Origin of the sequence: Segatella albensis DSM 11370 = JCM 12258 (genome assembly GCF_000426565.1) — a bacterium.
GTDB classification, from domain to species: Bacteria; Bacteroidota; Bacteroidia; order Bacteroidales; family Bacteroidaceae; genus Prevotella; species Prevotella albensis.
Genome location: NZ_AUFP01000001.1, coordinates 178,968 through 200,742, shown reverse-complemented (window position 1 = coordinate 200,742; position 21,775 = coordinate 178,968). Strand labels below are relative to the sequence as shown.

The 21,775-nt window shown below is 40.3% G+C and carries 22 protein-coding genes and 2 tRNA genes; 17 read left to right on the top strand and 7 right to left on the bottom strand.

Annotation, left to right across the window (positions count from 1 at the left end; translation table 11 throughout):
- Positions 1-10: 10 nt before the first annotated feature.
- The 6 genes from K333_RS0100935 to K333_RS0100910 all read left to right on the top strand — a co-directional run bounded on the left by K333_RS0100935 (position 11) and on the right by K333_RS0100910 (position 4,077).
- Positions 11-523: an OmpH family outer membrane protein gene (locus K333_RS0100935; RefSeq protein ID WP_024989489.1), complete on the top strand. Its 513-nt coding sequence runs from the start codon at positions 11-13 to the stop codon at positions 521-523.
- 52 nt (positions 524-575) lie between these two features.
- Entirely contained in the window at positions 576-1,061 is a 486-nt protein-coding gene (locus K333_RS0100930) for an OmpH family outer membrane protein (protein WP_024989488.1), read from the top strand.
- A gap of 77 nt (positions 1,062-1,138) precedes the next feature.
- Positions 1,139-1,648: an OmpH family outer membrane protein gene (locus K333_RS0100925; RefSeq protein ID WP_306306324.1), complete on the top strand. Its 510-nt coding sequence runs from the start codon at positions 1,139-1,141 to the stop codon at positions 1,646-1,648.
- A gap of 12 nt (positions 1,649-1,660) precedes the next feature.
- Positions 1,661-2,497: a glutamate racemase gene (gene murI / locus K333_RS0100920; protein WP_024989486.1), complete on the top strand. Its 837-nt coding sequence runs from the start codon at positions 1,661-1,663 to the stop codon at positions 2,495-2,497.
- 15 nt (positions 2,498-2,512) lie between these two features.
- On the top strand, positions 2,513-2,848 hold the full coding sequence (gene rbfA / locus K333_RS0100915; RefSeq protein WP_024989485.1) for a 30S ribosome-binding factor RbfA: 336 nt from the start codon (positions 2,513-2,515) through the stop codon (positions 2,846-2,848).
- The gene (locus tag K333_RS0100910; protein WP_027452222.1) at positions 2,848-4,077 is read left to right on the top strand and encodes an FtsX-like permease family protein; all 1,230 of its coding nucleotides are present in this window, start codon (positions 2,848-2,850) and stop codon (positions 4,075-4,077) included. The genes rbfA and K333_RS0100910 overlap by 1 nt, the downstream gene beginning before the upstream one ends.
- Here the strand turns inward: K333_RS0100910 and K333_RS0100905 are convergent.
- Together K333_RS0100905 and aroQ are read right to left on the bottom strand one after the other, a co-directional pair.
- Entirely contained in the window at positions 4,074-4,715 is a 642-nt protein-coding gene (locus tag K333_RS0100905; protein ID WP_024989484.1) for an O-methyltransferase, read from the bottom strand. The genes K333_RS0100910 and K333_RS0100905 overlap by 4 nt on opposite strands.
- A 7-nt stretch (positions 4,716-4,722) precedes the next feature.
- Complete coding sequence (aroQ, locus tag K333_RS0100900; RefSeq protein WP_024989483.1) at positions 4,723-5,157, bottom strand: type II 3-dehydroquinate dehydratase; 435 nt, start codon at positions 5,155-5,157, stop codon at positions 4,723-4,725.
- Positions 5,158-5,200: 43 nt separating this feature from the next.
- On the opposite strand from aroQ, the gene xerA reads away from it, so the two are divergent.
- The 8 genes from xerA to K333_RS0100860 all read left to right on the top strand — a co-directional run bounded on the left by xerA (position 5,201) and on the right by K333_RS0100860 (position 11,446).
- Positions 5,201-6,145: a site-specific tyrosine recombinase/integron integrase gene (gene xerA / locus K333_RS0100895; protein WP_027452221.1), complete on the top strand. Its 945-nt coding sequence runs from the start codon at positions 5,201-5,203 to the stop codon at positions 6,143-6,145.
- A gap of 103 nt (positions 6,146-6,248) precedes the next feature.
- Entirely contained in the window at positions 6,249-7,505 is a 1,257-nt protein-coding gene (metK, locus tag K333_RS0100890) for a methionine adenosyltransferase (protein ID WP_027452220.1), read from the top strand.
- A 5-nt stretch (positions 7,506-7,510) separates the two neighbouring features.
- Complete coding sequence (locus K333_RS0100885; protein WP_027452219.1) at positions 7,511-8,533, top strand: DUF4271 domain-containing protein; 1,023 nt, start codon at positions 7,511-7,513, stop codon at positions 8,531-8,533.
- A 12-nt stretch (positions 8,534-8,545) separates the two neighbouring features.
- Positions 8,546-9,292 (top strand): uroporphyrinogen-III synthase, encoded by a 747-nt coding sequence (locus tag K333_RS0100880; RefSeq protein ID WP_024989481.1) that lies wholly within the window; start codon positions 8,546-8,548, stop codon positions 9,290-9,292.
- A complete protein-coding gene (locus K333_RS0100875; RefSeq protein ID WP_024989480.1) occupies positions 9,293-9,694 on the top strand; it encodes a ribonuclease P protein component in 402 nt (133 codons plus the stop codon). It begins immediately after the preceding gene.
- Positions 9,691-9,942, top strand: a complete 252-nt coding sequence (gene yidD / locus K333_RS0100870; RefSeq protein WP_024989479.1) for a membrane protein insertion efficiency factor YidD — start codon at positions 9,691-9,693, stop codon at positions 9,940-9,942. Before K333_RS0100875 ends, yidD begins: the two co-directional genes overlap by 4 nt.
- 52 nt (positions 9,943-9,994) lie before the next feature.
- Positions 9,995-11,293, top strand: a complete 1,299-nt coding sequence (tyrS, locus tag K333_RS0100865) for a tyrosine--tRNA ligase (RefSeq protein WP_024989478.1) — start codon at positions 9,995-9,997, stop codon at positions 11,291-11,293.
- Between the two features lie 82 nt (positions 11,294-11,375).
- Positions 11,376-11,446, top strand: a tRNA-Gln gene (locus K333_RS0100860).
- 125 nt (positions 11,447-11,571) lie between these two features.
- Here the strand turns inward: K333_RS0100860 and K333_RS0100855 are convergent.
- Positions 11,572-11,847 carry an HU family DNA-binding protein gene (locus tag K333_RS0100855; protein WP_024989477.1) on the bottom strand — a complete coding sequence of 92 codons (276 nt, stop codon included), beginning with the start codon at positions 11,845-11,847 and terminating at the stop codon, positions 11,572-11,574.
- A gap of 216 nt (positions 11,848-12,063) precedes the next feature.
- On the opposite strand from K333_RS0100855, the gene K333_RS0100850 reads away from it, so the two are divergent.
- From K333_RS0100850 to secDF, 3 genes are all read left to right on the top strand, one after another.
- Complete coding sequence (locus tag K333_RS0100850) at positions 12,064-12,960, top strand: rhomboid family intramembrane serine protease (protein WP_024989476.1); 897 nt, start codon at positions 12,064-12,066, stop codon at positions 12,958-12,960.
- Between the two features lie 12 nt (positions 12,961-12,972).
- Positions 12,973-14,064, top strand: a complete 1,092-nt coding sequence (locus K333_RS0100845; protein ID WP_024989475.1) for an endonuclease/exonuclease/phosphatase family protein — start codon at positions 12,973-12,975, stop codon at positions 14,062-14,064.
- Positions 14,065-14,170: 106 nt separating this feature from the next.
- Positions 14,171-17,179 carry a protein translocase subunit SecDF gene (gene secDF / locus K333_RS0100840; protein WP_024989474.1) on the top strand — a complete coding sequence of 1,003 codons (3,009 nt, stop codon included), beginning with the start codon at positions 14,171-14,173 and terminating at the stop codon, positions 17,177-17,179.
- A 528-nt stretch (positions 17,180-17,707) separates the two neighbouring features.
- Here secDF and K333_RS0100835 read toward each other — a convergent pair.
- The 4 genes from K333_RS0100835 to metG form a co-directional block, all read right to left on the bottom strand.
- Positions 17,708-18,505, bottom strand: coding sequence for an ADP-ribosylglycohydrolase family protein (locus K333_RS0100835; RefSeq protein WP_024989473.1), 798 nt, complete (start codon positions 18,503-18,505; stop codon positions 17,708-17,710).
- 30 nt (positions 18,506-18,535) lie between these two features.
- Positions 18,536-18,607, bottom strand: a tRNA-Arg gene (locus tag K333_RS0100830).
- Between the two features lie 71 nt (positions 18,608-18,678).
- Complete coding sequence (locus K333_RS0100825; RefSeq protein ID WP_027452218.1) at positions 18,679-19,626, bottom strand: endonuclease/exonuclease/phosphatase family protein; 948 nt, start codon at positions 19,624-19,626, stop codon at positions 18,679-18,681.
- Position 19,627: 1 nt separating this feature from the next.
- Complete coding sequence (metG, locus tag K333_RS0100820) at positions 19,628-21,703, bottom strand: methionine--tRNA ligase (RefSeq protein ID WP_024989472.1); 2,076 nt, start codon at positions 21,701-21,703, stop codon at positions 19,628-19,630.
- Positions 21,704-21,775 lie beyond the last annotated feature (72 nt).

Below are 21,775 nucleotides of genomic sequence, written 5' to 3'. Positions count from 1 at the left end.
GGAGCATATGATGAAGAAAATATTTGCTTTTTGTCTATTCATTCTAGTGTCATTTACAGCTAATGCACAGAAATATGCACTTGTTGACATGGAGTATATTCTGAGTAAACTCCCCGCTTATGAGCGAGCTAATGAACAGTTAAATCAGGTGAGCAAAAAGTGGCAGGCAGAAGTTGAGGCTTTGAATACAGAGGCTAGCACCATGTATAAGAACTATCAGAACGAAGTGGTGTTTCTGTCACAGCAACAGAAAAAAGCCCGTCAGGAGTTGATAATGAAGAAAGAAAAGCAAGCCAGTGACCTTAAGCAGAAGTATTTCGGTCCTAATGGCGAACTTTTCAAGAAGCGTGAAGCCTTGATGTCTCCTATGCAGGATGAGATCTACAATACGATAAAGTCGATTAGTGAACTACATGGCTATTCAATGGTAATAGACCGAGCATCAAACTCAGGTGTAGTTTTCGCATCACCTAAAATAGATATTAGTAATGAAGTTCTTGAGAAATTAGGATATTCGAAATAATAATATTATATTTGCATCCAGCAAGAAAATAATAACTAAAAGATAAAAGAAAATGAAGAAACTTATTTTGATGTTGATGCTTTGCGCACCAATGGCAATGTTTGCTCAGAAATTCGGAAAAGTAAATGCCCGTGCTGTTGTAGAGTCTCTCCCTTCTTATGCTAAGGCTCAGGGTGAAATCTCAGCTTTGTCAAAGCAGAAGGAGAATGAGATAAAATCTATGCAGGATGAACTTCAGCGTAAGGTGGACGAGTATCAGAAGAGTCAGTCAACAATGAATCCAACAGCAAAGAAGGCTAAAGAGGATGAGTTGAACAGTCTTTCTCAGAAGGTACAGCAGGCTTACAATGATGCACAGAACGAATTGCAGAAGAAGAATGCTGAACTGTTGCAGCCAATTTCTGCTAGTGTTCAGGATGCTATCGAGAAGGTAGGTAAAGAGGGTGGCTATACATTCATCTTCGAGGATGGTGCAGCTCTTTACACTGGTACTACCGTTAAAGATGTTACAGCCGAGGTTAAGGCTAAATTGAAGTAATCAGTATATAAAATATACGTTATTGAGGGCAGGCCTATGAAGTGCCTGCCCTTGTTTCTCTAATATTAAATGTGTTAATGATGAAAAAACTTGTTCTGTTATTGATCATGACTGTTGCAATGTCGACAGTTCAGGCTCAGAGTCTGAGGTTTGGTTATTTCTGTCTGCAGAACGTAATGAAATCGTTGCCGGAATATACTATTGCCAAGCAGAATATGGCTACGCTTACTTCTAAGTATGAAGCAGAGACAAAGCGCTCAGAAGATGAGTTTAATCGTAAATATGAAGAGTTTTTAGAGGGTCAGCATGATTTCGCTCCATCGATTCTTGAGAAACGACAGTCAGAATTGCGCGAGTTATTGGAGAAAAACATAGCTTTCAAGGAAAATTCCAAGAAACTACTGAAGCAGGCTGAGGTGGAGGCTTATGCTCCAGTAAAGAAAAAAGTCTTTGAGGCTGTAAAAATCGTAGGACAGAAGTTGAATCTAGCATTCGTCATGAATTCGGATGAAGATACTCTGCCTTATGTTGATACCAATATGGGTATCGACATTACAGATGCCTTGAAGATAGAATTAGCTCATTAATTATAGAATAGAATGAGATTACCATTAAATCCAGGACCAATTGGTGTCTTTGACTCAGGATATGGCGGACTGACCATATTGCATGGAATTCGACAGTTGCTGCCAGATTATAATTATATCTATCTGGGTGATAACGCACGTGCTCCTTACGGAACACGCTCGTTCGATGTGGTATATCAGTTTACCCGTCAGGCTGTTATCAAACTTTTCGAGATGGGATGCCATTTGGTGATATTGGGATGTAATACAGCTTCTGCTAAAGCTTTGAGAAGTATTCAGCAGAGAGACCTTCCAGAATTGGATCCTTCGCGACGCGTATTGGGAGTGATTAGACCGACGGCAGAGGTTATCGGTCATCTGACGAGAAATAATCATGTAGGACTATTTGCCACAGAAGGTACGGTGAAAAGTCATAGCTATGATTTGGAAATCAGTAAACTATGGCCGGATATTAAAGTCAGTGGAGTGGCTTGTCCTTTCTGGGTGCCGCTTGTTGAATATAATGAGGCGGACAGTCCGGGAGCCGATTACTTCGTAAAGAAGCGTATTGATGAGTTGATGCACAAAGATGCAGATATAGATACTATCATATTAGGTTGTACGCACTATCCACTGCTTATGCCTAAAATCCTGAAGTATGTGAATCCTAATGTCAGAATTGTACCACAAGGTGAGTATGTGGCAGACAGCTTGAAGGATTATCTGCAGCGTCATCCCGATATAGAGAAGGCCTGTACAAAGGGTGGAAATTGTAATTATTATACAACGGAGAACCCAGATAAGTTTAAAGAAAGTGCAAGAATCTTTCTACATGAAGATGTGCATGTGAGTCATGTCGATTTTGAATGATTAAATTATAAAGTTATGCAAGAAACGAGACAAAACCGAATATCACGACTCCTACAGAAGGAGCTCGCAACAATTTTTCAGTTGCAAACCAGTAAGACACATGGTGTGCTTGTTAGTGTGACAAGAGTTCGCGTAAGTCCTGATCTGAGTATCTGTACAGCCTACTTGTCTATCTTCCCTTCTGATAAGGGTGATGAGATTTTGGAGAATATCAGAAAGAACGAGAAGTCTATCCGTTTTGAATTGGGAACCCGTGTGGGTAAGCAATTACGTGTTGTGCCAGAGGTAAGATTCTTTATCGATGACTCCCTTGACTATATAGAACATATCGACGAATTGTTGAAGAAATAATGAATTTTCCATTTTTTATTGCTCGCAGATATCTTTTCTCAAAGAAAAGTACCCATGCCATTAATGTGATTAGTGCAATCTCAGTAATCGGTGTGGCTGTTGCTACTATGGCATTGGTTATCGTGCTGAGTGTCTTTAATGGATTTCACGATTTAGTAGCAACACTTTTCACTAGCTTCGACCCCCAGTTGGAGATCGTTCCGGCTATGGGAAAAACTGCACTTTCTGATGATCCGGTGTTAACTCAGATAAGGCAACTGCCAGAGGTAGATATCGCTACAGAGTGTGTGGAAGATCAGGCATTGGCCATGTTTAACGGGAAACAGGCCATGGTCAAAATCAAGGGCGTGGATGATAACTTTGCAGAGTTGTCCCACATCAATGATATACTTACAGGTGATGGCAGTTTCCAGTTGCATGCGGCTAATCTGCAATATGGAACATTGGGAATACGTCTGGCAATGGATCTGGGAACAGGGAGCCGATGGGATGGTTATCTGAAAGTATATGCTCCTAAGAAAGAAGGACAATTGGATATGACTAATCCTGCAGACGGTTTTGTCGTAGACTCTTTGTTGTCTCCAGGAGTGATATTCTCCGTAAAACAAGCTAAGTATGACAAGAACTATATCATCACTTCTATAGCCTTTGCGCGTAATCTATTTGGACAGCAAGGAATGCTGTCTGCTTTGGAACTAAGACTGAAGTCTGGTTCTGACCTGGAAGCCGTGAAGGCAAAGATCAGTAAGATAGCGGGCGATAAATACAGAGTCCTTGACCGGTTTGAGCAACAGGAAGATACATTCAAGATTATGTCTGTCGAGAAGATTATAGCCTATATCTTCCTTACGTTTATTTTGATCATAGCTTGTTTCAACATCATCGGTTCGTTGTCAATGCTGATCATAGATAAGAAAAATGATGTCGTTACACTGAGGAATCTGGGTGCCAGTGATAAACAGATTGTAAGAGTCTTCTTGTTTGAGGGAAGAATGATCGCTGTAATAGGAGCAGTTATCGGTATTGGTATCGGTCTTCTACTTTGTCTTTTACAGCAGCAATATGGCTTTGTTAGACTAGGAGATTCAGAAGGCTCATTTATCGTAGATTCTTATCCAGTAAGTGTCCATTATATCGATGTACTTCTGATTTTCATTACAGTAGTTACAGTAGGTTGGTTAGCCGTATGGTATCCTGTAAGATATCTGAGCAAGCGATTACTCAATTAATCTTTTTTTCGGATAATGGTCAGTCCATCACGCAAGGGTAGCATAACTTTTTCTACTCTTGCGTCTTGGGCAACATAATCATTAAAAGATTCTATACCCTGTGTCTGTCGGTCATGATTGTAAGAAGGGTCTACAACATGTCCATCCCATAAAGTGTTGTCTGCTAGGATGAAACCTCCGGGCCGAAGGATGCTGAGAGTCATCTCGTAGTCTTCTATATAAGTACGCTTGTTTCCATCAATGAAGGCCATATCGAACGTGACCCCCAGTTTGGGAGCATATTCCTTAGCATCGCCGATAATCATTTCTATCTTATCGCCAAATCCACTGCCTTCAATCCAACTACGAGTGAAGTCTTCTATTTCGTCGTTAACATCAAAGGTATAAATCTTACCATCCTCGTTTAATCCCTCTGCCATACAGATCGCACTATATCCACTGAATGTACCTATTTCCAGAATGTTCCTAGGTTGGATCATTCGTACAAACATTTTCAGGATGCGACCTTGTAGATGTCCACTGACCATACGACCATGTATGGTATGGATATTGGTTGCACGCCAAAGGCGATGAAGATATTCACCCTCAGCATCACTATGGTCAAGAATATATTGATGGATAAGTTCTGTTTCTGTCATGTGGCAATTATTTGTTTGACTCAAGGTGTTCATAGATGCCTCGGATGGCAAGTTCATAACTGTTGAGGCCAAAACCACAAATTACTCCCAGACAAGCAGCACTGATATAACTATGATGACGGAATTCCTCTCGTGTATGTACATTCGAGATATGTACTTCGACACATGGACATTTTACAGAACGAATGCAATCCTGTAAAGCAATGCTTGTATGTGTGTAGGCTCCCGCATTCAGTACAATACCGTCATAATCAAAACCGACCTCTTGGATTTTATTGATGAGCTCACCCTCTATATTACTCTGATAATATTCTATGGTGATATCAGGAAATTTGCTGCGTAGCTCCTGAAGATATGTCTCGAAATTATGGTTGCCGTAGATTTCTGGTTCTCTTACGCCAAGCAAATTAAGATTAGGTCCGTTAATAATTTGTATTTTCATATCAGAAAAATTGTTTATCTTTGCTGCAAAGATAAAGCAAAAAATGGAGAAAGACAAAAAATATATTACGAATATTGTAAAAAGCTATGTCAGATACCTGAAACTAGAGCGAAATTATTCTCCGAATACTCTGGCTGCTTATCAACATGACCTGAAATATCTTATGGACTTCCTTGAGGAACAGAAGATGTCGCTGCTGGAGGTAAAGTTGGAGGATATGGACACCTTTGTCGCTTGGTTACATGACAAGGCTGTTGGAGCCAGATCGCAAGCGAGAATACTTAGTGGAATAAGGTCTTTCTATGGTTTCTTGGTAAAGGATGGATATCTGAAAGATGATCCTACAGAATTGCTAGCTTCGCCTCATATTGGTGAACATCTGCCAGAATATCTGTCTACCGAGGAGGTGGATGCGCTGGAAGCATCCATAGATCTGAGTAAGCCAGAGGGACAGCGCAATAAGGCGATCATAGAGGTCCTCTTTTCCTGTGGTCTTCGAGTGTCAGAATTAGTAAACTTACAATATAGCAACTTATTTATAGAAGAAAAGTTTCTTCGCGTAATTGGTAAGGGTAAAAAAGAACGACTTGTCCCGATATCAGACAAAGCGATTCGCGAACTGGAACTATGGGCTTATGATAGAAATAAACTAAAAATCAAACCCGGTGAGGAAAGTTATGTTTTCTTAAACCGTCGCGGTCATCATCTCACGAGAGTCATGGTACTTATCATGATCAAGCAACAGGCCAAATTGGCAGGAATAAAGAAAACGATCTCACCTCATACCCTGCGCCATTCCTTTGCCACAGCATTGTTGAAAGGAGGGGCTGATCTGAGATCTATACAAGCCATGTTAGGTCATGAGAGTATTGGCACTACAGAAATCTATACCCACTTGGAAATAAGTGACTTGCGACGAGAAATATTAGAGCATCATCCACGAAATATCAACTATAAAAAGCATCACCCGAAGGGTATCAATGAATAAAATATGTAATTTTTAGGGTTAATGCCTAAAATAGTTGGTGGGTAAATTAAAAATTTGTAACTTTGCACGTTCATATAAGAATTAATAATTAGAGAATAACGATATGTCGTATTTATTTTCATCAGAATCAGTGTCAGAAGGACATCCAGATAAGGTGTCAGATCAGATTTCAGACGCTTTGTTAGATCAATTCCTGGCATATGATAATCAGGCACACTGTGCTATTGAATCATTTGTAACAACCGGTCAGGTGGTCATTATGGGTGAAGTTCGTTCTGAAGCTTATGTTGATTTACCTACTATAGCCCGAAACACAATCAAGAAGATTGGTTATACCAAGTCGGAATATCAATTTGATGGTGATTCTTGTGGTATCCTTTCTGCCATTCATGAGCAAAGCGACGATATCAATCGTGGCGTGAGTCGTGAGGATGAAGATAATCAGGGTGCTGGTGACCAAGGTATGATGTTTGGTTATGCTTGTAACGAAACGGAAAACCTGATGCCTGTGTCTCTTGATTTGGCGCATTTGATTATGCGAGTTCTTGCAGATATTCGCAAGGAAGGTAAAGTGATGACTTATCTTCGTCCCGATTCTAAGAGTCAAGTGACGGTAGAATATAGCGACGATAACATTCCTCAGCGCATTGATACGATCGTCGTAAGTACACAGCATGACGAATTTGATAGTGATGATGATCGCATGTTGGCAAAGATCAAAGATGACGTTATCAATATCTTGATGCCTAGAGTAAAAGCTCTTTGCGATGATAAAGTTCTGTCATTGTTCAATGATGACATCAAATATTTCGTAAACCCTACAGGTAAATTCGTTATCGGTGGTCCTCATGGAGATACAGGACTTACAGGTCGTAAGATTATCGTAGATACCTATGGTGGTAAAGGTGCTCATGGTGGTGGCGCATTCTCCGGTAAGGACCCTTCTAAGGTAGACCGTAGTGCTGCCTATGCTGCGCGATATATTGCCAAGAATATGGTAGCAGCTGGTGTAGCCGATGAAATGCTGGTACAATTGGCTTATGCTATTGGTGTGGCAGAACCTGTTAGTATCTATGTGAATACTTATGGCCGTAGCAATGTGAAGATGTCGGATGGTGATATTGCTAAGAAAATTGGTGAGATGTTCGATCTCCGTCCAAAAGCTATCGAGCGCAAGTTGAAACTGAGACAGCCGATGTATTTGGAGACAGCAGCCTATGGACATATGGGTAGAAAGAATGAAATCGTAAAGAAGACTTTCACAAGTCGCTATCATGAGACAAAGACCATGGATGTAGAACTCTTCACATGGGAGAAACTCGATCAGATAGAAACAATTAAAAAGGCATTTAATCTATAAAGGTAATGTCAGTATTACAGGCAGACAGTACTTCCTTCTTGTCCGATGCAGAGCAAAATGTGGCATCGGTACAGCATCATAGTCATCAGCTCACACCTTGCGAGGTGCTGAGCTGGTTGCCTAAAAATGCTACGCCTGAAGAGCAGGATTCCATGATACAGGCTCACTTTTCTCCACAACCTGTGCATTGGAGCTCTTGCCCAGATACCCTGCATCTGCCTGGACAGCCAATAGGACATAGTTTGCGCGATGTCAGTTTACCTACCTACTACAAAGAATCTTTTTTCTCGAAAGATTCTCTTTTCCATCCCGAGTTACCGGGGGGACGTTTAGGTGTGGCCGGCGACCCTATACCTTACACTATTGCCGGTGATAACCTGATAACGAGTATATTGCTGGGTTGCTTTGTGTTGGGTGCAATTTCTATTGCCCAAACGAAAGAGTTTATTCTTCGTCAGATCAAGAAGTTCTTCTATGCTCCAAGAAATACAGATACAGGAATAAGAGAAACCTCTGTAGAGATGCAGTTCCAATTTTTCTTCTTACTCCAGACCTGTTTGCTTCTGGCCATTACTTATTTCTTCTTTACCCGAACATTCCTCAGTGAGACATTCATTATAGCAAACTATGGCGTAATAGGAATATATTCATTGGCGTTCCTGCTATATTTTTCCTTGAAGGGAATAGCCTACTGGTTTGTAAACTGGGTGTTCTTCGATAAGAAAAAAAATGAACAATGGTTTCGCTCTTTCTCCTTTCTGACGGCAGCAGAAGGTGCAGCTCAGTTTCCTATGATTCTACTGCTTTCCTTCTTCGGGTTGTCGATGGAGAGTGCGGTAATTTATACAATGATAGTTATCATTTTGTTTAAATTACTTACGTTCTATAAACTGTATATTATATTTTTCTATAAAATAGGCGCTTTTGTGCAATTTTTTTTGTACTTTTGTGCCCTTGAAGTAGTTCCCCTATTCGCATTGCGAGGAGTGCTTCTTATGATTGATAATTATTTGAAAATAAATTTTTAGGACAGAATAGAGATGATTAAGAAGATTTTGGTTTCACAACCACAGCCTACTAGCGAAAAATCACCATATTACGATATTGAGAAAGAATTTGGTGTAGACTGTGTATTTCGTCCATTCTTCAAGGTCGAGGGCGTAGACTCTAAGGAATTCCGTCAGCAGAAAGTGAATCTGTTAGATTACTCTGCTGTGGTATTTACCTCTCGCCATGCAATAGACAACTATTTCAAGTTAGCTAAAGAGATGCGTGTCACAATACCAGAAGAGATGAAATACTTCTGCGTTATTGAGAATATCGCCTTATACATTCAGAAATATGTGCAGTATCGTAAGCGCAAGATATTCTTTGGTACAACAGGAAAAATAGATGGATTAATTCCGTTGATGACTAAACATAAGAATGAGAAATATCTTGTTCCTATGAGTAGTGTACACAATGATAGTATCCCTAATCTATTGACATCTAAAGACTTGAATCATAAAGAGTGTGTGATGTATCGCACGGTAAGTAATGATTTTAGTGAAGAGGAGAAAAAGAAATTCGACTATGATATGTTGATATTCTTTAGTCCTACAGGTGTAAAGGCTTTGAAGAAGAATTTCCCTGATTTTGTACAGGGTGATATCAAAATTGCAGCATTTGGTTCGGCTACAGCAAAGACTGTTGAGGAGGAAGGTTTACGATTGGATTTTGAAGCTCCTACCAAACAGTTCCCTTCAATGACAGCTGCTCTCAAAGATTATCTGAAGAAAAATAAGTAAATGTCGGAAGACGAGACTTTGACATTCAATAAGAAAGAGCGTGTATGTAGTAAATTACTCATTGACCGTCTCTTTTCACATGGAGGAAGCTCTTCTATGTCGGTTTATCCTTTGCGCTTGGTCTTTCAGCAGATGGAACGAAACGAAGGTGAGCCATCCGTTATGTTACTTGTGAGCGTGCCTAAGCGTTGTTTCAAACGCGCTGTGAAACGCAATCGCGTAAAACGCCAGGTTCGTGAGGTATATCGGAGAAACAAACATATCCTCAGTCAGGTTATGGACGGACGTGAGACCAAGAAATTGGTGATGGCCCTTATCTGGTTGGATGACCAATTACATGAGACCTCTGATGTAGAAAGATGTGTAGGACTGCTGATGCAACGAGTTGTAGAGAAAATATGAACCTATTCAAGGCTGTTATAGATAAGGTTTCTCATGCAATAGCTTGGTTGTTGGTACAGCCTATTGTGTTTTATCAGAAGTTTATTACTCCATATACGCCACCATCATGTCGCTTTACTCCTACATGTTCCGAATATGCCCGTCAAGCTATTCTGAAGCATGGACCTATAAAGGGGTTAGCGTTAGCAATATGGCGAATTTTAAGATGTAATCCGTGGGGTGGAAGTGGATATGATCCTGTTCCGTAAGTTTTCCTGTAGAGACGCCCTAATAAATTAAAGTAAATATTAAATTCATTCGATGAAAAATTTTGTTGAAGAACTGAAATGGCGTGGTATGCTGGCTCAGATCATGCCTGGAACTGAAGAGTATCTTCAGAAGCATATGGTCTCAGCTTATTTAGGTACAGACCCAACGGCTGATTCATTACATATTGGTCACCTTTGTGGTATTATGATGCTGCGTCATCTGCAGCGCTGTGGTCACAAGCCTTATCTGCTTGTCGGTGGCGCTACAGGTATGATTGGTGACCCTTCTGGTAAGAGTCAAGAACGCAATCTGCTTGATTCTGAGACACTTTATCATAACCAAGAGGCTATTAAGAAACAGGTAGCAAAATTCCTCGACTTTGACGGCACAGAGCCTAATAAGGCCGAACTTGTGAACAACTATGATTGGATGAAAGACTTCTCATTCCTTGATTTTGCTCGTGAGGTAGGTAAGCACATCACAGTAAATTACATGATGGCTAAGGATTCTGTACAGAAACGTCTGAATGGTGAGGCTCGTGATGGACTTTCTTTCACAGAATTTACCTATCAGTTGCTTCAGGGATACGATTTCTTGTATCAGTATCAGCATTATGGTGTAAGACTACAGCTCGGTGGTAACGACCAGTGGGGAAATATGACAACAGGTACCGAATTGATCCGCCGTACCTTAGGAAATGATGCAGAAGCATTCTGCCTTACATGTCCTTTGATTACCAAGGCTGATGGCAAGAAGTTTGGTAAGACAGAGAGTGGCAATGTATGGCTTGACCGTAACAGAACAACACCGTATGCATTCTATCAGTTCTGGTTGAATGTAACAGATTCTGATGCAGAACGTTATATCAAGATCTTTACCGATTTGGATCAGCCAACCATCGAAGGCTTGATCGAAGAACATCATCAGGACCCAGGACGTCGTATCTTACAACGTCGTTTGGCCGAAGAAGTTACCACAATGGTACATTCAAAGGAAGACCTTGACATGGCTATTGCCGCAAGTAACATCCTCTTTGGTAAGGCTACTAAAGACAGTTTGGCTCAACTTGATGAGGCTACACTTAATGATGTATTCAAGGATGTTCCTCATTACACTGTTGATAAGGACCAATTGGGCACTCCAGCCGTAGACCTGTTCTGTCAGGAAGGATGGGATATATTCCCAAGTAAGAGCGAGATGCGCAAGTTGGTAAAGGGAAATGGTGTAAGTTTGAATAAAGAGAAACTTACAGCATTCGATCGCCCTGTTACAACAGACGACTTGATAGATGGTAAGTACCTTCTTGTACAGCGTGGAAAGAAGAATTATTATCTCATTACTGTAAAGTAAGCGTTATAAGCTATATAAAATTAAAAAAGTTGCAGAAAAATTTGGTAGTGGCATAAAAAAACACTACCTTTGCAAACACGATTGTCCCATGGTGTAATGGTAGCACTACAGTTTTTGGTTCTGTCAGTGGTGGTTCGAGTCCGCCTAGGACAACAGAAATAGCCGAGTGGTTTTTACTACTTGGCTATTTTTGCATTATAGCTCAAGCAAGTACCTATATAAAACATAAAAGGATGACCATTATGGCCATCCTTCTATATTGGAATAATTGTTGACAATTATTTATTTACTGCAGCATCGAGTTCAGCACCTGCCTTGAATTTAACAACCTTCTTTGCAGGGATATTAATCTTCTGCTTTGTAGCTGGGTTGATACCTGTACGTGCAGGACGCTCATTGATAGAGAAAGTACCAAAACCAATCAACTGTATCTTGTCGCCTTTTATCAAAGCGTCCTTGAATGCGTCTAATGCTACTTCAACAGCTTTCTTTGCATCTACCTTTGCTAAATCGGTATTTGCAGCTACCTTCTCGATTAATTCTGTCTTGTTCATAATTTTAAATTTAGAAATTAATAATTCGATAAAATTTTATGTTATTTGATGACAAATATAGAAAACACTTTTGATAATTACAACAAAAAAACAAGAAAAATACGGAAAATACAAAAAAAAAGTTGTTAACACCCCTTTTTGTTGTGGTTATCAGAGGTTTTTTTAGTACTTTTGCTGCTGTTATTGATATTACTAGACACATTAATTCTACGCATTATGTTGAAGTTGACGGTTATGACGAGGAATTTGTTGATAATTAATATTATCGCATTCCTTGCAATGGAAATATTGAGAATGGTTTCTGGTCCAAGTGGTCTCCCTTTGGACTTAAATAACATATTCGGCCTTCATTTCTTCTTAGCGCCAGATTTCCACTATTATCAGTTGTTCACGTATATGTTTATGCACGCAAATATTACGCATATTGTGTTCAATATGTTCGCTTTGTGGATGTTCGGGTGCGTTATAGAACGTATATGGGGTGCTAAGAAATTCCTTTTTTATTACATTTGCTGTGGCGTTGGTGCTGGATTGTTCCAGGAATTTGCACAATATATGCAGTATATAACCTATATGCCTATAGATCCTAGTTTGATTAATCAATGGACTACGGTAGGAGCCTCAGGAGCTGTGTATGCTATACTTTTGGCTTTTGGAATGCTGTTCCCTAACGAACGAATGTTTATCATTCCATTCCCATTCCCGATCAAGGCAAAATGGCTTGTGATGGGATATGTGGTGATAGAACTCTATCTAGCAATTACAACTACCGGTGATGGTGTGGCTCATGTTGCCCATCTTGGTGGTATGGTCTTTGGCTTCATCATGATAAAATATTGGAGTAAGAGTCTACAGAATGGCAATAATAAGAATCGGAAGGGAGACGAGATCATAAATAAGATAAAGAGAATGTTTGAAGAGACTGAGCGGGAAAAGACAAATTGCCAATCAAATTCTTATTATCATGATGATAGACAGACCGATAGAAAGCGGGATGCCAGAAGAAAAGCCAATCAAGAAGAGATAGACAGAATACTTGATAAAATCAGGAAGAGCGGTTATGACGCCCTTACGAATGAAGAAAAGCAGAAACTTTTCGATCAGCATAAATAATTTTTCATTGTTATGCTGAGAGACTTCAAAAAATATACTTTGCAAATACTGGCTGGGGCTAATATCTCGTCTATTATCCTCATGTTCTTGGTAGGATACTCGGATTATCTTAATCCTACGGAATTTCCAATGCTTAGCAATGTGGGACTGGCGTTCCCTGTTTTTCTGTTAATAAATTTGGGTTTCCTGATATTCTGGTTAATCTTTAAGCCTCGTTTCTCTTTGATACCGTTTATCGGTTTCATCATCTGTTATAGTCCTGTACGGAAATATATCCCCATCAATGTCTCACATGACGTGCCTCGGAACTCCATTAAAGTGTTGTCTTATAACATCCTGTCGTTTGGTGAATACGACCATTCAAAAAACGCAGGAATGGAGATCCTGAACTATCTGTGTAATGAACGGGCAGATATTGTATGCTTACAGGAATTTTCAACAACAGTAGTTTCTCAAGATGATATCGATCAGAAACTTAATCCCATTTATCAATATAGCGATACCATGTCCGTAGGAGATGGAGGAGAAGCTATAGCCATCTATTCCCGTTATCCGATAGTAGGCAAAGACAGGATCGAGTTTGAGTCGAGAGGCAATCTGAGTGGAGCATGGAAATTGCTCGTAGGCAAAGATACCGTAGTCGTAGTAAACAATCATTTGGAGACAACAGGTTTGACAAAAGAACAGCGGAAAGATTTCAAGAATCTGTTAAAGGGGAAACTACATAAGGATACTGCCGAAGAAGCCTCAAAGATGCTAGTGAAGAAACTCGCCGAATCCACTCGGAAACGCGCACCGGAAGCAGATGCCGTTGCCGACTATATAGGACAACATCTGAGATATCCGATAATCGTATGTGGAGATTTCAATGATGGTCCTATCTCCTATGCCCATAGGGTGATCGCTAAGAAACTGAAAGATTGCTATATAGAGTCAGGAAATGGTTTAGGAATAAGCTATCATCGCGGAGGCTTCTTTGTGAGGATAGACAATATGATGTGCTCAGATGATTTTATCCCATATCGATGCGTTGTAGACAGTAAGATAAAGGCTTCTGATCATTATCCCATAACATGTTGGTTAAAAAAGCAAGTAAAAGGATAAAATATGTGGCAATAAATTTTCATAAATGGCAGAAAATGTGTATTTTTGCATGTCTATAATAGTGTAAACCAAGAAAATCAATAATTAAAAACATATCAAAATAAAAATGCAAAACAAAGGATTAGTAATTTTTGTTGCCGTAGCGTTGACACTTGTCAGCGTTTTCTACCTATCTTTTGCTGGAGCAACCAGTTATTACGATAGTCAGGCAGCCAAGATTAGCGACCCAGTGGCACAGCAGGATTATAAGGACTCTGTGAAATATTTGGGTGTCTATTCTTACAAGAAGTGCTTGGAAACCCAGATTGGTCTAGGTCTAGACTTGAAGGGCGGTATGAATGTTGTTCTTGAGATCTCAGTACCTGATGTTGTTGAGATGCTTGCTGACCACAAGACTGATGTAGCTTTTGTAAAGTCAATGAAGGAAGCTCGTCAGGAAGAGGAGAAGAGTCAGAGTGATTTCATCTCATTGTTCATCAATGCATATCATAAGAATGCTCCTGGACACAAGTTGGCAGAAATTTTTGCTACACAACAGTTGCAGGGCAAGGTTTCTCCTCAGAGTTCTGATAGTGAAGTTGAGAAGGTACTTCGCGAGCAGGTTAATGCAGCCATCGACAATTCATTCAATGTCGTTCGTACCCGTATCGACCAGTTTGGTGTTGTTCAGCCAAATATTCAGAAACTAGAGGGACAGGAAGGCCGTATCATGGTAGAGATGCCAGGTATCAAAGAGCCAGAGCGTATGCGTAAGTTACTTCAGGGTTCTGCAAACTTGGAATTCTGGGAGACTTATAACAGCGATGAGATTGCTCCTTACCTTCAGCAACTTGATGCACGTATGGTAGCTGGTGCAGAAGCTGATACCACTAAAACAGTAAAGCCAGAGAAAAAGGCTCCTTCTAAGTTCCAGTTGAAGGGCGTAAATAAGAATGCTACAGTTTCAGAGAGCGCAGCAGAGAAGGCAGCTATCAAGCAGCATCCTCTTCTTGCTCGTCTTCAGCTCACAGGTCGTCAGAGCTTGAGCCTAGTAGGTTATGCAAGTGTTCGTGATACAGCAGCCATCAATAAGATCATCTATTCTCAGGTCGCTAAGCAAGTACTTCCTAATGACTTGAAGTTGTTGTGGAGTGCAAAGCCAGCTGATGGCATCCAGGCGAAGAATATCTTCGAACTTCATGCCTTGAAGGTTACAACATCTAATGGACGTGCTCCGTTGGAGGGTGATGTTATCACAGATGCTAAGGATGAGTTCGACCAGATGGGTCGTCCAGTAGTTAGCATGAGCATGAATACAGAAGGTGCTCGTAAGTGGGCTCAGTTAACCAAGGCCAATATTGGTAAGGCTATTGCAATTGTTTTGGATGGTGTCGTATATTCTGCACCAAACGTAAATCAGGAGATTGATGGTGGTAATTCACAGATCAGTGGTAACTTCACCATTCAAGATACAAAAGATTTGGCTAACACTTTGAAGTCTGGTCGTATGCCAGCTCCTGCTCATATTGTACAGGAAGAAGTTGTTGGTCCTACTTTGGGTGCTCAATCTATCCAGCAAGGTCTTGTATCATTCGTTATTGCTTTCGTATTATTGATCTTATACATGGTATTGATGTATAATTTCGTTCCTGGTATGATTGCAAATCTTGCATTGATCGTCAATGTATTCTTTACACTCGGTATATTAACCTCATTCCAGGCAGCCCTTACGATGAGTGGTATTGCCGGTATGGTACTTACCTTGGGTACTGCGGTAGATGCCAACGTACTTATCTATGAGCGTATCAAGGAAGAACTTCGTGCAGGTAAGGGAATGAAGCAGGCTGTAGCAGCTGGTTATAGCAACGCATTCTCTGCAATCTTCGACTCTAACCTCACATCTCTTATCACAGGTGTAATCCTTTATGTATTCGGTACTGGTCCTATCCGTGGTTTTGCTACTACATGGATTATCGGTATTGTTATCTCATTCTTCACAGCAGTATTCCTGACACGTCTTGTTTATGAATATCAGCTTAAGAATAATCGTTGGGTGAATCTGAAGTTCTGGACAGGCTTCAGTAAGAATCTGATGCAGGGAACAAACTTCAAGTTCATGAGTATGTACAAGAAGAGTTTCACTGCTTGGGGTGTTGCCATCGTAATCTGTATCATCAGTTTCGCAGTTCGTGGCTTGAGTCAGAGTATTGACTTTACAGGTGGTCGTAACTATGTTGTAACACTTGATAAACCAGTAGAGGTAGAGCAGGTACGTTCAGTCCTTGGTAATGCGTTTACCAATACTGTAGGTCCAAATGCAGGTAAGTTGGCAACAACTTCTGTGATTGCAATTGGTACAGATGGCAAGACAATCCGTATTTCTACCAATTATAATATTGATACCAATAGTCCTACAGAGGATGACAAAGTAGAAACAAAACTTTATCAGGAACTTAAGAAGGCAGGTTTCATTAGCCAGTCTAGTGTTGAGGCCTTCAAGAACCCAGATATCCGTCAGGGTGGTAGTATCATCAGCAGTGCAAAGGTAGGTCCTTCAGTTGCTAAGGATATCACTTATGGTGCAATCATCAGTGTAGCCCTTGCATTGGTATTTATCTTCCTCTATATCTTGCTCCGTTTCCGCAACATCGGTTTCTCAATCGGTTCTATTGTCGGCTTGGTTCTGGATACAACTATCGTTATCGGTTTCTTCTCACTGTGCTATGGTTGGATTGGTTTCTCTTTGGAGATTGACCAGACATTCATTGGTGCTATCCTGACAGTAATCGGTTATGATATCAACGACTCTGTGGTTGTATTCGACCGTATCCGTGAGCATCTTCGCGAGCGTAAAGGACTTTTGGAAAAGACTGATATTCAGGCATTGTTCAACAAGTCTATCAACGAGACACTTGCACGTACCATTAATACATCAGTATCAACATTGATCGTGTTGGTATCAATCTTCGTATTGGGTGGCGACAGTATCCGTAGCTTTGCATTCGCAATGATCATCGGTGTCGTAATTGGTACATTGTCTTCTATCTTCATCGCTTCTCCAATGGCATATCTTGTTTTGGGTAAGAAGATTCGTGAGGAGGACAAGGCTAACGCAGAAGTTGCCGTAGCTGAATAATATATAAATAGGTATCTCGGCTGAGATACCTATTTATAATAAGCCCTATGATTCATTATAAATCATAGGGCTTATTTTATGTTCATCCATCGGTATTGGATGAATCTTTTTATAATATTTAAACTTTATCCCATAACTGTTAAAAGAAAAAGTGTTCATCTTTTTGCTCCATCTAGAGCAAAAAGACAGCATCTAAGCCCATAAAAAGAAGAAAAACATCTTTTTTAAAGTTGTCTTTTTGATCGCAGTTAACTTCATCAGCTTACGAAGTTAACTGCGTGAACTGATGCGAGTAGGTATGTAGACCTATGCAGTTAACTGTATAAGCCTACATACCCACTATATTTTGATTATCAAAGCGAATGCTAATGATATAACACGTTGATTAATAGGAAGTTATGTTTTACTCGTAATTTTTGTATTCCCAATCAACTAGTCTTTTATTCTGAATTCACGAATTATAACCACCTTTTATCGGTTGAAAATTAAACAATGAAAGATTTGTTAAACATTGCAGGATTCAATTGGCTATCTGTTGTCGGTTGAGAATCTCTCGAAGAACTGATCTATTACAGCCAACATGTCTTTAGGAAGATAACTGAAAGTTTTCTCTATCATTGTGTCTGGAATTTCATAGAAAGCTTCAGCTATAGCGCCGGTGATATCAGCTTTGGTGTCGGTATCCCCATCTGCCAAGACCGCTATTCGTATAGCGTCTTCAAAGTTCTGACTCTCCAGGAAGCATCTAATAGCCCAAGGTACGGTTTCCTGGCAGATACCATCAAAATGCCCTTCACTTCCTATCTTATAGATATCTTTGAGCGGGGGAATCTCATAGCCGAAATTCTTCTTGACAGCATGTTCTACCTCGTCCTTAGTGATTCTGCATGTTCTCAACCAATATATCAAGGTAGCCACACATTGAGCTCCCTTGATACCCTCAGGATGATTATGAGTACATTCAGCACTTAGTTTAGCCTGTTGTAAGATGTCGTGATAGTCATTGAATAGCCATCCTATGGCACTCACACGCATAGCACTTCCATTTCCGAAGCTGTTGTAAGGCTGTGGATTTTTCTCGTTTATCCAATCATTGAATCCGACACCATATCCGCCAATAGGATTGGGATATTTACGGCACCAATTCAGTAAGGACTCCTGATAAGGGATGTTCTTAAGAATAGCATCCGCAATAGCTACTGTGCAGATGGTATCATCAGTAAATCCACACTCTGCATCTTCTGTGAATAATTTAAAATCTTTCCGGGGTGGGGCTGAGAATTCAAACCTGGACCCTATGATATCTCCAATAATGGCTCCAAGCATAGTATTAATGTAAAATTGGTTAATTAAAAGTACTCCGACCGGGAATCGAACCCGGATCAAAGGTTTAGGAAACCTACGTTCTATCCATTGAACTATCAGAGCTTCTTGATGCAAAAGTAAGAAATAAAACTGATGTATGCAAAAAATAGATGGAATTTGTATAATATCTTTTGTTATTTTGTTGTTAGTGTGATTACTAATGGAAGATGATCGGAGTAACCTTCAAGATACTTCGGACCAAGATAACATCTGAAGGGTTTTAAACCTCCGTAGGTGTCGTCTTCTATCAAGGTCCATGTCTTATCACCTATCCAACTGTCCATCACGTCTTTTGCCAGCGAAGAAGACATAAAACAATGGTCTATGCTTTCCCACTTACCATGATATTTATAAGAAGCCTTGGCTCCATGTCTTCCCGTTGCATTTTGGGTGACATTGATGAAATTCTCATGCAGGAGAGGTTGAAGTTCTTGGGAATTATGTCCTGTGTTAAAGTCTCCCATGATGATGATTTTGGCATTGTCACCTTCCTGTTGTCGTATCGAGTCGGAAGTATAGATCAGTTTATCTACAACAGTCTTTCTGAAAGGCATAGATTCCTTCTCACCACCTAATTTACTTGGAGCATGTACGCCAAGGACAAATAAGGTCTGATTATTCTGATCGGATAATTTTGCATATAGGATGTCTCTGGTGGCCTTCATTCCCTTTAGTGGAATCACTCTAATGCCATGCCATTCTACAAGCTTGTAGGCAAAGGGATCGTACATTAATGCTACGTCAATACCTCTTGCATCAGGACTGTTTGTCATGATGTAATCATATCCGGCATTTCTCAGTAAAGATCGCTTAGTCAAGTCTCTCATCACAGAATCATTCTCTACCTCGGTAAGTATAATGAGAGAAGGAAGTTTATTCTCCAATTCAGAATCTTCTGTTTGTGATAGGATGACGCGTGCTATTCCATTGAGCTTTTTATAATATCGATGCGGAGTCCACCGATATGTTCCAGTCGGTAACCACTCCGCATCCAGTTTTCCTGCATCATGTGTGCAGTCGAATAAATTCTCACAATTAAGCTCTATGAGAGTAAGTATACTCGCAAGTAGCCATTTTATCATATTAGCATACCTGGCTGCCAGGTTTTACTTCACCTAATGTTGTTGTGACACTAAGAGAATCGTCGAAGTTGACAGCACTGAGAATCATTCCCTGACTTTCAATGCCCATCATCTTTCTAGGTGCAAGGTTGGCTATAAACAATACATCCTTACCGATGAGTTGCTCAGGAGAATAAACCTTAGCGATACCACTAAGAATGGTTCTATCGGTACCACTTCCGTCATCGATAGTAAACTGTAACAGTTTATTGCTCTTCTTGACCTTCTGACAATCCTTGATATGTCCAACTCGGATATCCAGCTTCTCAAAATCGCTGAAATCTATTGTTGGTTTGATAGGTTTTGCTTTATAACTTGCAGCAGCTGCGGCAGCTTCATTAGCTTCTTTAGTCTTTGCAAGTTTGTCGAGTTGCTCTTGGATAGTCTCGTCCTCAATCTTCTCGAACAATAGATGAGGCTCACCCAGTTGATGACCAGGCTTTAAGATCGAAGTACTACCGAGTTCAGACCAGTCAAACTCTTCCATTCCGATCATATTGCGTAAGTCTTTACTAGAGAAAGGCAAGAAAGGCTCGAAAGCAATAGCAAGGTTGGCAACCAACTGCAAAGAGATGTTCAGGATGGTCTCAACACGCTTAGGATCAGTTTTCCATACCTTCCAAGGCTCACATTCGGTGATGTACTTGTTACCGATACGAGCAAGAGTCATAGCCTCTTTCTGAGCCTCACGGAACTTGAAGACGTTGAGATATGATTCAACCTTATCCTTGACATCCTTGAATTCCTGGATAGCCTGTTTGTCAACATCCTGTAACTCACCACATTCAGGGACGATGCCATTCCAATATTTCTTAGTCAATTGGAGAGCACGGTTCACGAAATTACCGTAGATAGCAACAAGTTCAGAATTATTACGTTCTTGGAAATCCTTCCAAGTGAAGTTGTTGTCTTTTGTTTCAGGTGCGTTTGCTGTCAACACATATCTAAGCACATCCTGTTTTCCCTTGAAGTCCTGAAGATATTCATGGAGCCATACAGCCCAGTTTCTACTGGTAGAAATCTTGTCATTCTCCAGATTCAAGAACTCGTTTGCAGGTACGTTATCAGGAAGAATGTAATCACCATGTGCTTTAAGCATTGTAGGGAAGATCAAACAATGGAACACGATATTGTCTTTACCAATGAAGTGAACCAGTCGAGTCTCAGGATCCTTCCACCATTTTTCCCAATTGCCATATTTCTCTGGTTCTTTCTCGCAGAGTTCCTTAGTGTTACTGATGTAGCCAATAGGAGCATCGAACCATACATATAGAACTTTTCCCTCAGCACCTTCTACAGGAACAGGAATACCCCAGTCCAGATCACGGGTCATAGCACGAGGCTGAAGGTCCATATCCAACCAACTCTTACATTGACCATATACGTTAGGACGCCATTCTGGATGCTCCTGAAGGATCCATTGTTTCAACCAGTTCTGGTATTCGTTTAAAGGAAGATACCAGTTCTTGGTCTTTCTGATAACAGGTTTAGAACCAGAGATGGTAGAATGTGGATTAATCAACTCCATAGGACTTAAATCGCTACCGCACTTCTCGCATTGGTCACCATATGCATTAGGATTACCACAATGTGGGCATTCTCCCATGATATAGCGGTCGGCCAGGAATTGGTGAGCTTCCTCGTCATAGTACTGCTCTGATTCTTTCTCAATAAGTTTACCGTCTTCATAGAGCTTTTTGAAGAAATCGCTTGCAAACTTATTGTGAGTAGAAGATGTGGTACGGCTATATATATCAAAAGAAATTCCAAATTCCTTGAAGGAGTCTTTGATCATCTTATGATAGCGATCGCAAACATCCTGAGGAGTAATACCTTCTTTCTTTGCTCGAATTGTGATAGGTACGCCATGCTCATCAGAACCACCGATAAATACTACATCTTCCTTCTTGAGTCTAAGATATCTGACGTAGATATCAGCAGGTACATAAACACCGGCAAGATGACCTATATGTACACCACCATTGGCATAAGGTAATGCTGCTGTGACAGTTGTACGCTTAAATTTCTTTTGTTCCATACTATATCTTTTATTTGTGCTTGCAAAATTACAAAAATTCGTTGAATATCATGCATTTAGCAATGCTTTTTT

Excerpts from the sequence above, each read along its gene's own strand:
- K333_RS0100935 (WP_024989489.1), top strand. The coding sequence starts at position 11 with ATGAAGAAAATATTTGCTTTTTGTCTATTCATTCTAGTGTCATTTACA.
- K333_RS0100930 (WP_024989488.1), top strand. The coding sequence starts at position 576 with ATGAAGAAACTTATTTTGATGTTGATGCTTTGCGCACCAATGGCAATG.
- K333_RS0100925 (WP_306306324.1), top strand. The coding sequence starts at position 1,139 with ATGATGAAAAAACTTGTTCTGTTATTGATCATGACTGTTGCAATGTCG.
- murI (WP_024989486.1), top strand. The coding sequence starts at position 1,661 with ATGAGATTACCATTAAATCCAGGACCAATTGGTGTCTTTGACTCAGGA.
- rbfA (WP_024989485.1), top strand. The coding sequence starts at position 2,513 with ATGCAAGAAACGAGACAAAACCGAATATCACGACTCCTACAGAAGGAG.
- K333_RS0100910 (WP_027452222.1), top strand. The coding sequence starts at position 2,848 with ATGAATTTTCCATTTTTTATTGCTCGCAGATATCTTTTCTCAAAGAAA.
- K333_RS0100905 (WP_024989484.1), bottom strand. The coding sequence starts at position 4,715 with ATGACAGAAACAGAACTTATCCATCAATATATTCTTGACCATAGTGAT.
- aroQ (WP_024989483.1), bottom strand. The coding sequence starts at position 5,157 with ATGAAAATACAAATTATTAACGGACCTAATCTTAATTTGCTTGGCGTA.
- xerA (WP_027452221.1), top strand. The coding sequence starts at position 5,201 with ATGGAGAAAGACAAAAAATATATTACGAATATTGTAAAAAGCTATGTC.
- metK (WP_027452220.1), top strand. The coding sequence starts at position 6,249 with ATGTCGTATTTATTTTCATCAGAATCAGTGTCAGAAGGACATCCAGAT.
- K333_RS0100885 (WP_027452219.1), top strand. The coding sequence starts at position 7,511 with ATGTCAGTATTACAGGCAGACAGTACTTCCTTCTTGTCCGATGCAGAG.
- K333_RS0100880 (WP_024989481.1), top strand. The coding sequence starts at position 8,546 with ATGATTAAGAAGATTTTGGTTTCACAACCACAGCCTACTAGCGAAAAA.
- K333_RS0100875 (WP_024989480.1), top strand. The coding sequence starts at position 9,293 with ATGTCGGAAGACGAGACTTTGACATTCAATAAGAAAGAGCGTGTATGT.
- yidD (WP_024989479.1), top strand. The coding sequence starts at position 9,691 with ATGAACCTATTCAAGGCTGTTATAGATAAGGTTTCTCATGCAATAGCT.
- tyrS (WP_024989478.1), top strand. The coding sequence starts at position 9,995 with ATGAAAAATTTTGTTGAAGAACTGAAATGGCGTGGTATGCTGGCTCAG.
- K333_RS0100855 (WP_024989477.1), bottom strand. The coding sequence starts at position 11,847 with ATGAACAAGACAGAATTAATCGAGAAGGTAGCTGCAAATACCGATTTA.
- K333_RS0100850 (WP_024989476.1), top strand. The coding sequence starts at position 12,064 with ATGTTGAAGTTGACGGTTATGACGAGGAATTTGTTGATAATTAATATT.
- K333_RS0100845 (WP_024989475.1), top strand. The coding sequence starts at position 12,973 with ATGCTGAGAGACTTCAAAAAATATACTTTGCAAATACTGGCTGGGGCT.
- secDF (WP_024989474.1), top strand. The coding sequence starts at position 14,171 with ATGCAAAACAAAGGATTAGTAATTTTTGTTGCCGTAGCGTTGACACTT.
- K333_RS0100835 (WP_024989473.1), bottom strand. The coding sequence starts at position 18,505 with ATGCTTGGAGCCATTATTGGAGATATCATAGGGTCCAGGTTTGAATTC.
- K333_RS0100825 (WP_027452218.1), bottom strand. The coding sequence starts at position 19,626 with ATGATAAAATGGCTACTTGCGAGTATACTTACTCTCATAGAGCTTAAT.
- metG (WP_024989472.1), bottom strand. The coding sequence starts at position 21,703 with ATGGAACAAAAGAAATTTAAGCGTACAACTGTCACAGCAGCATTACCT.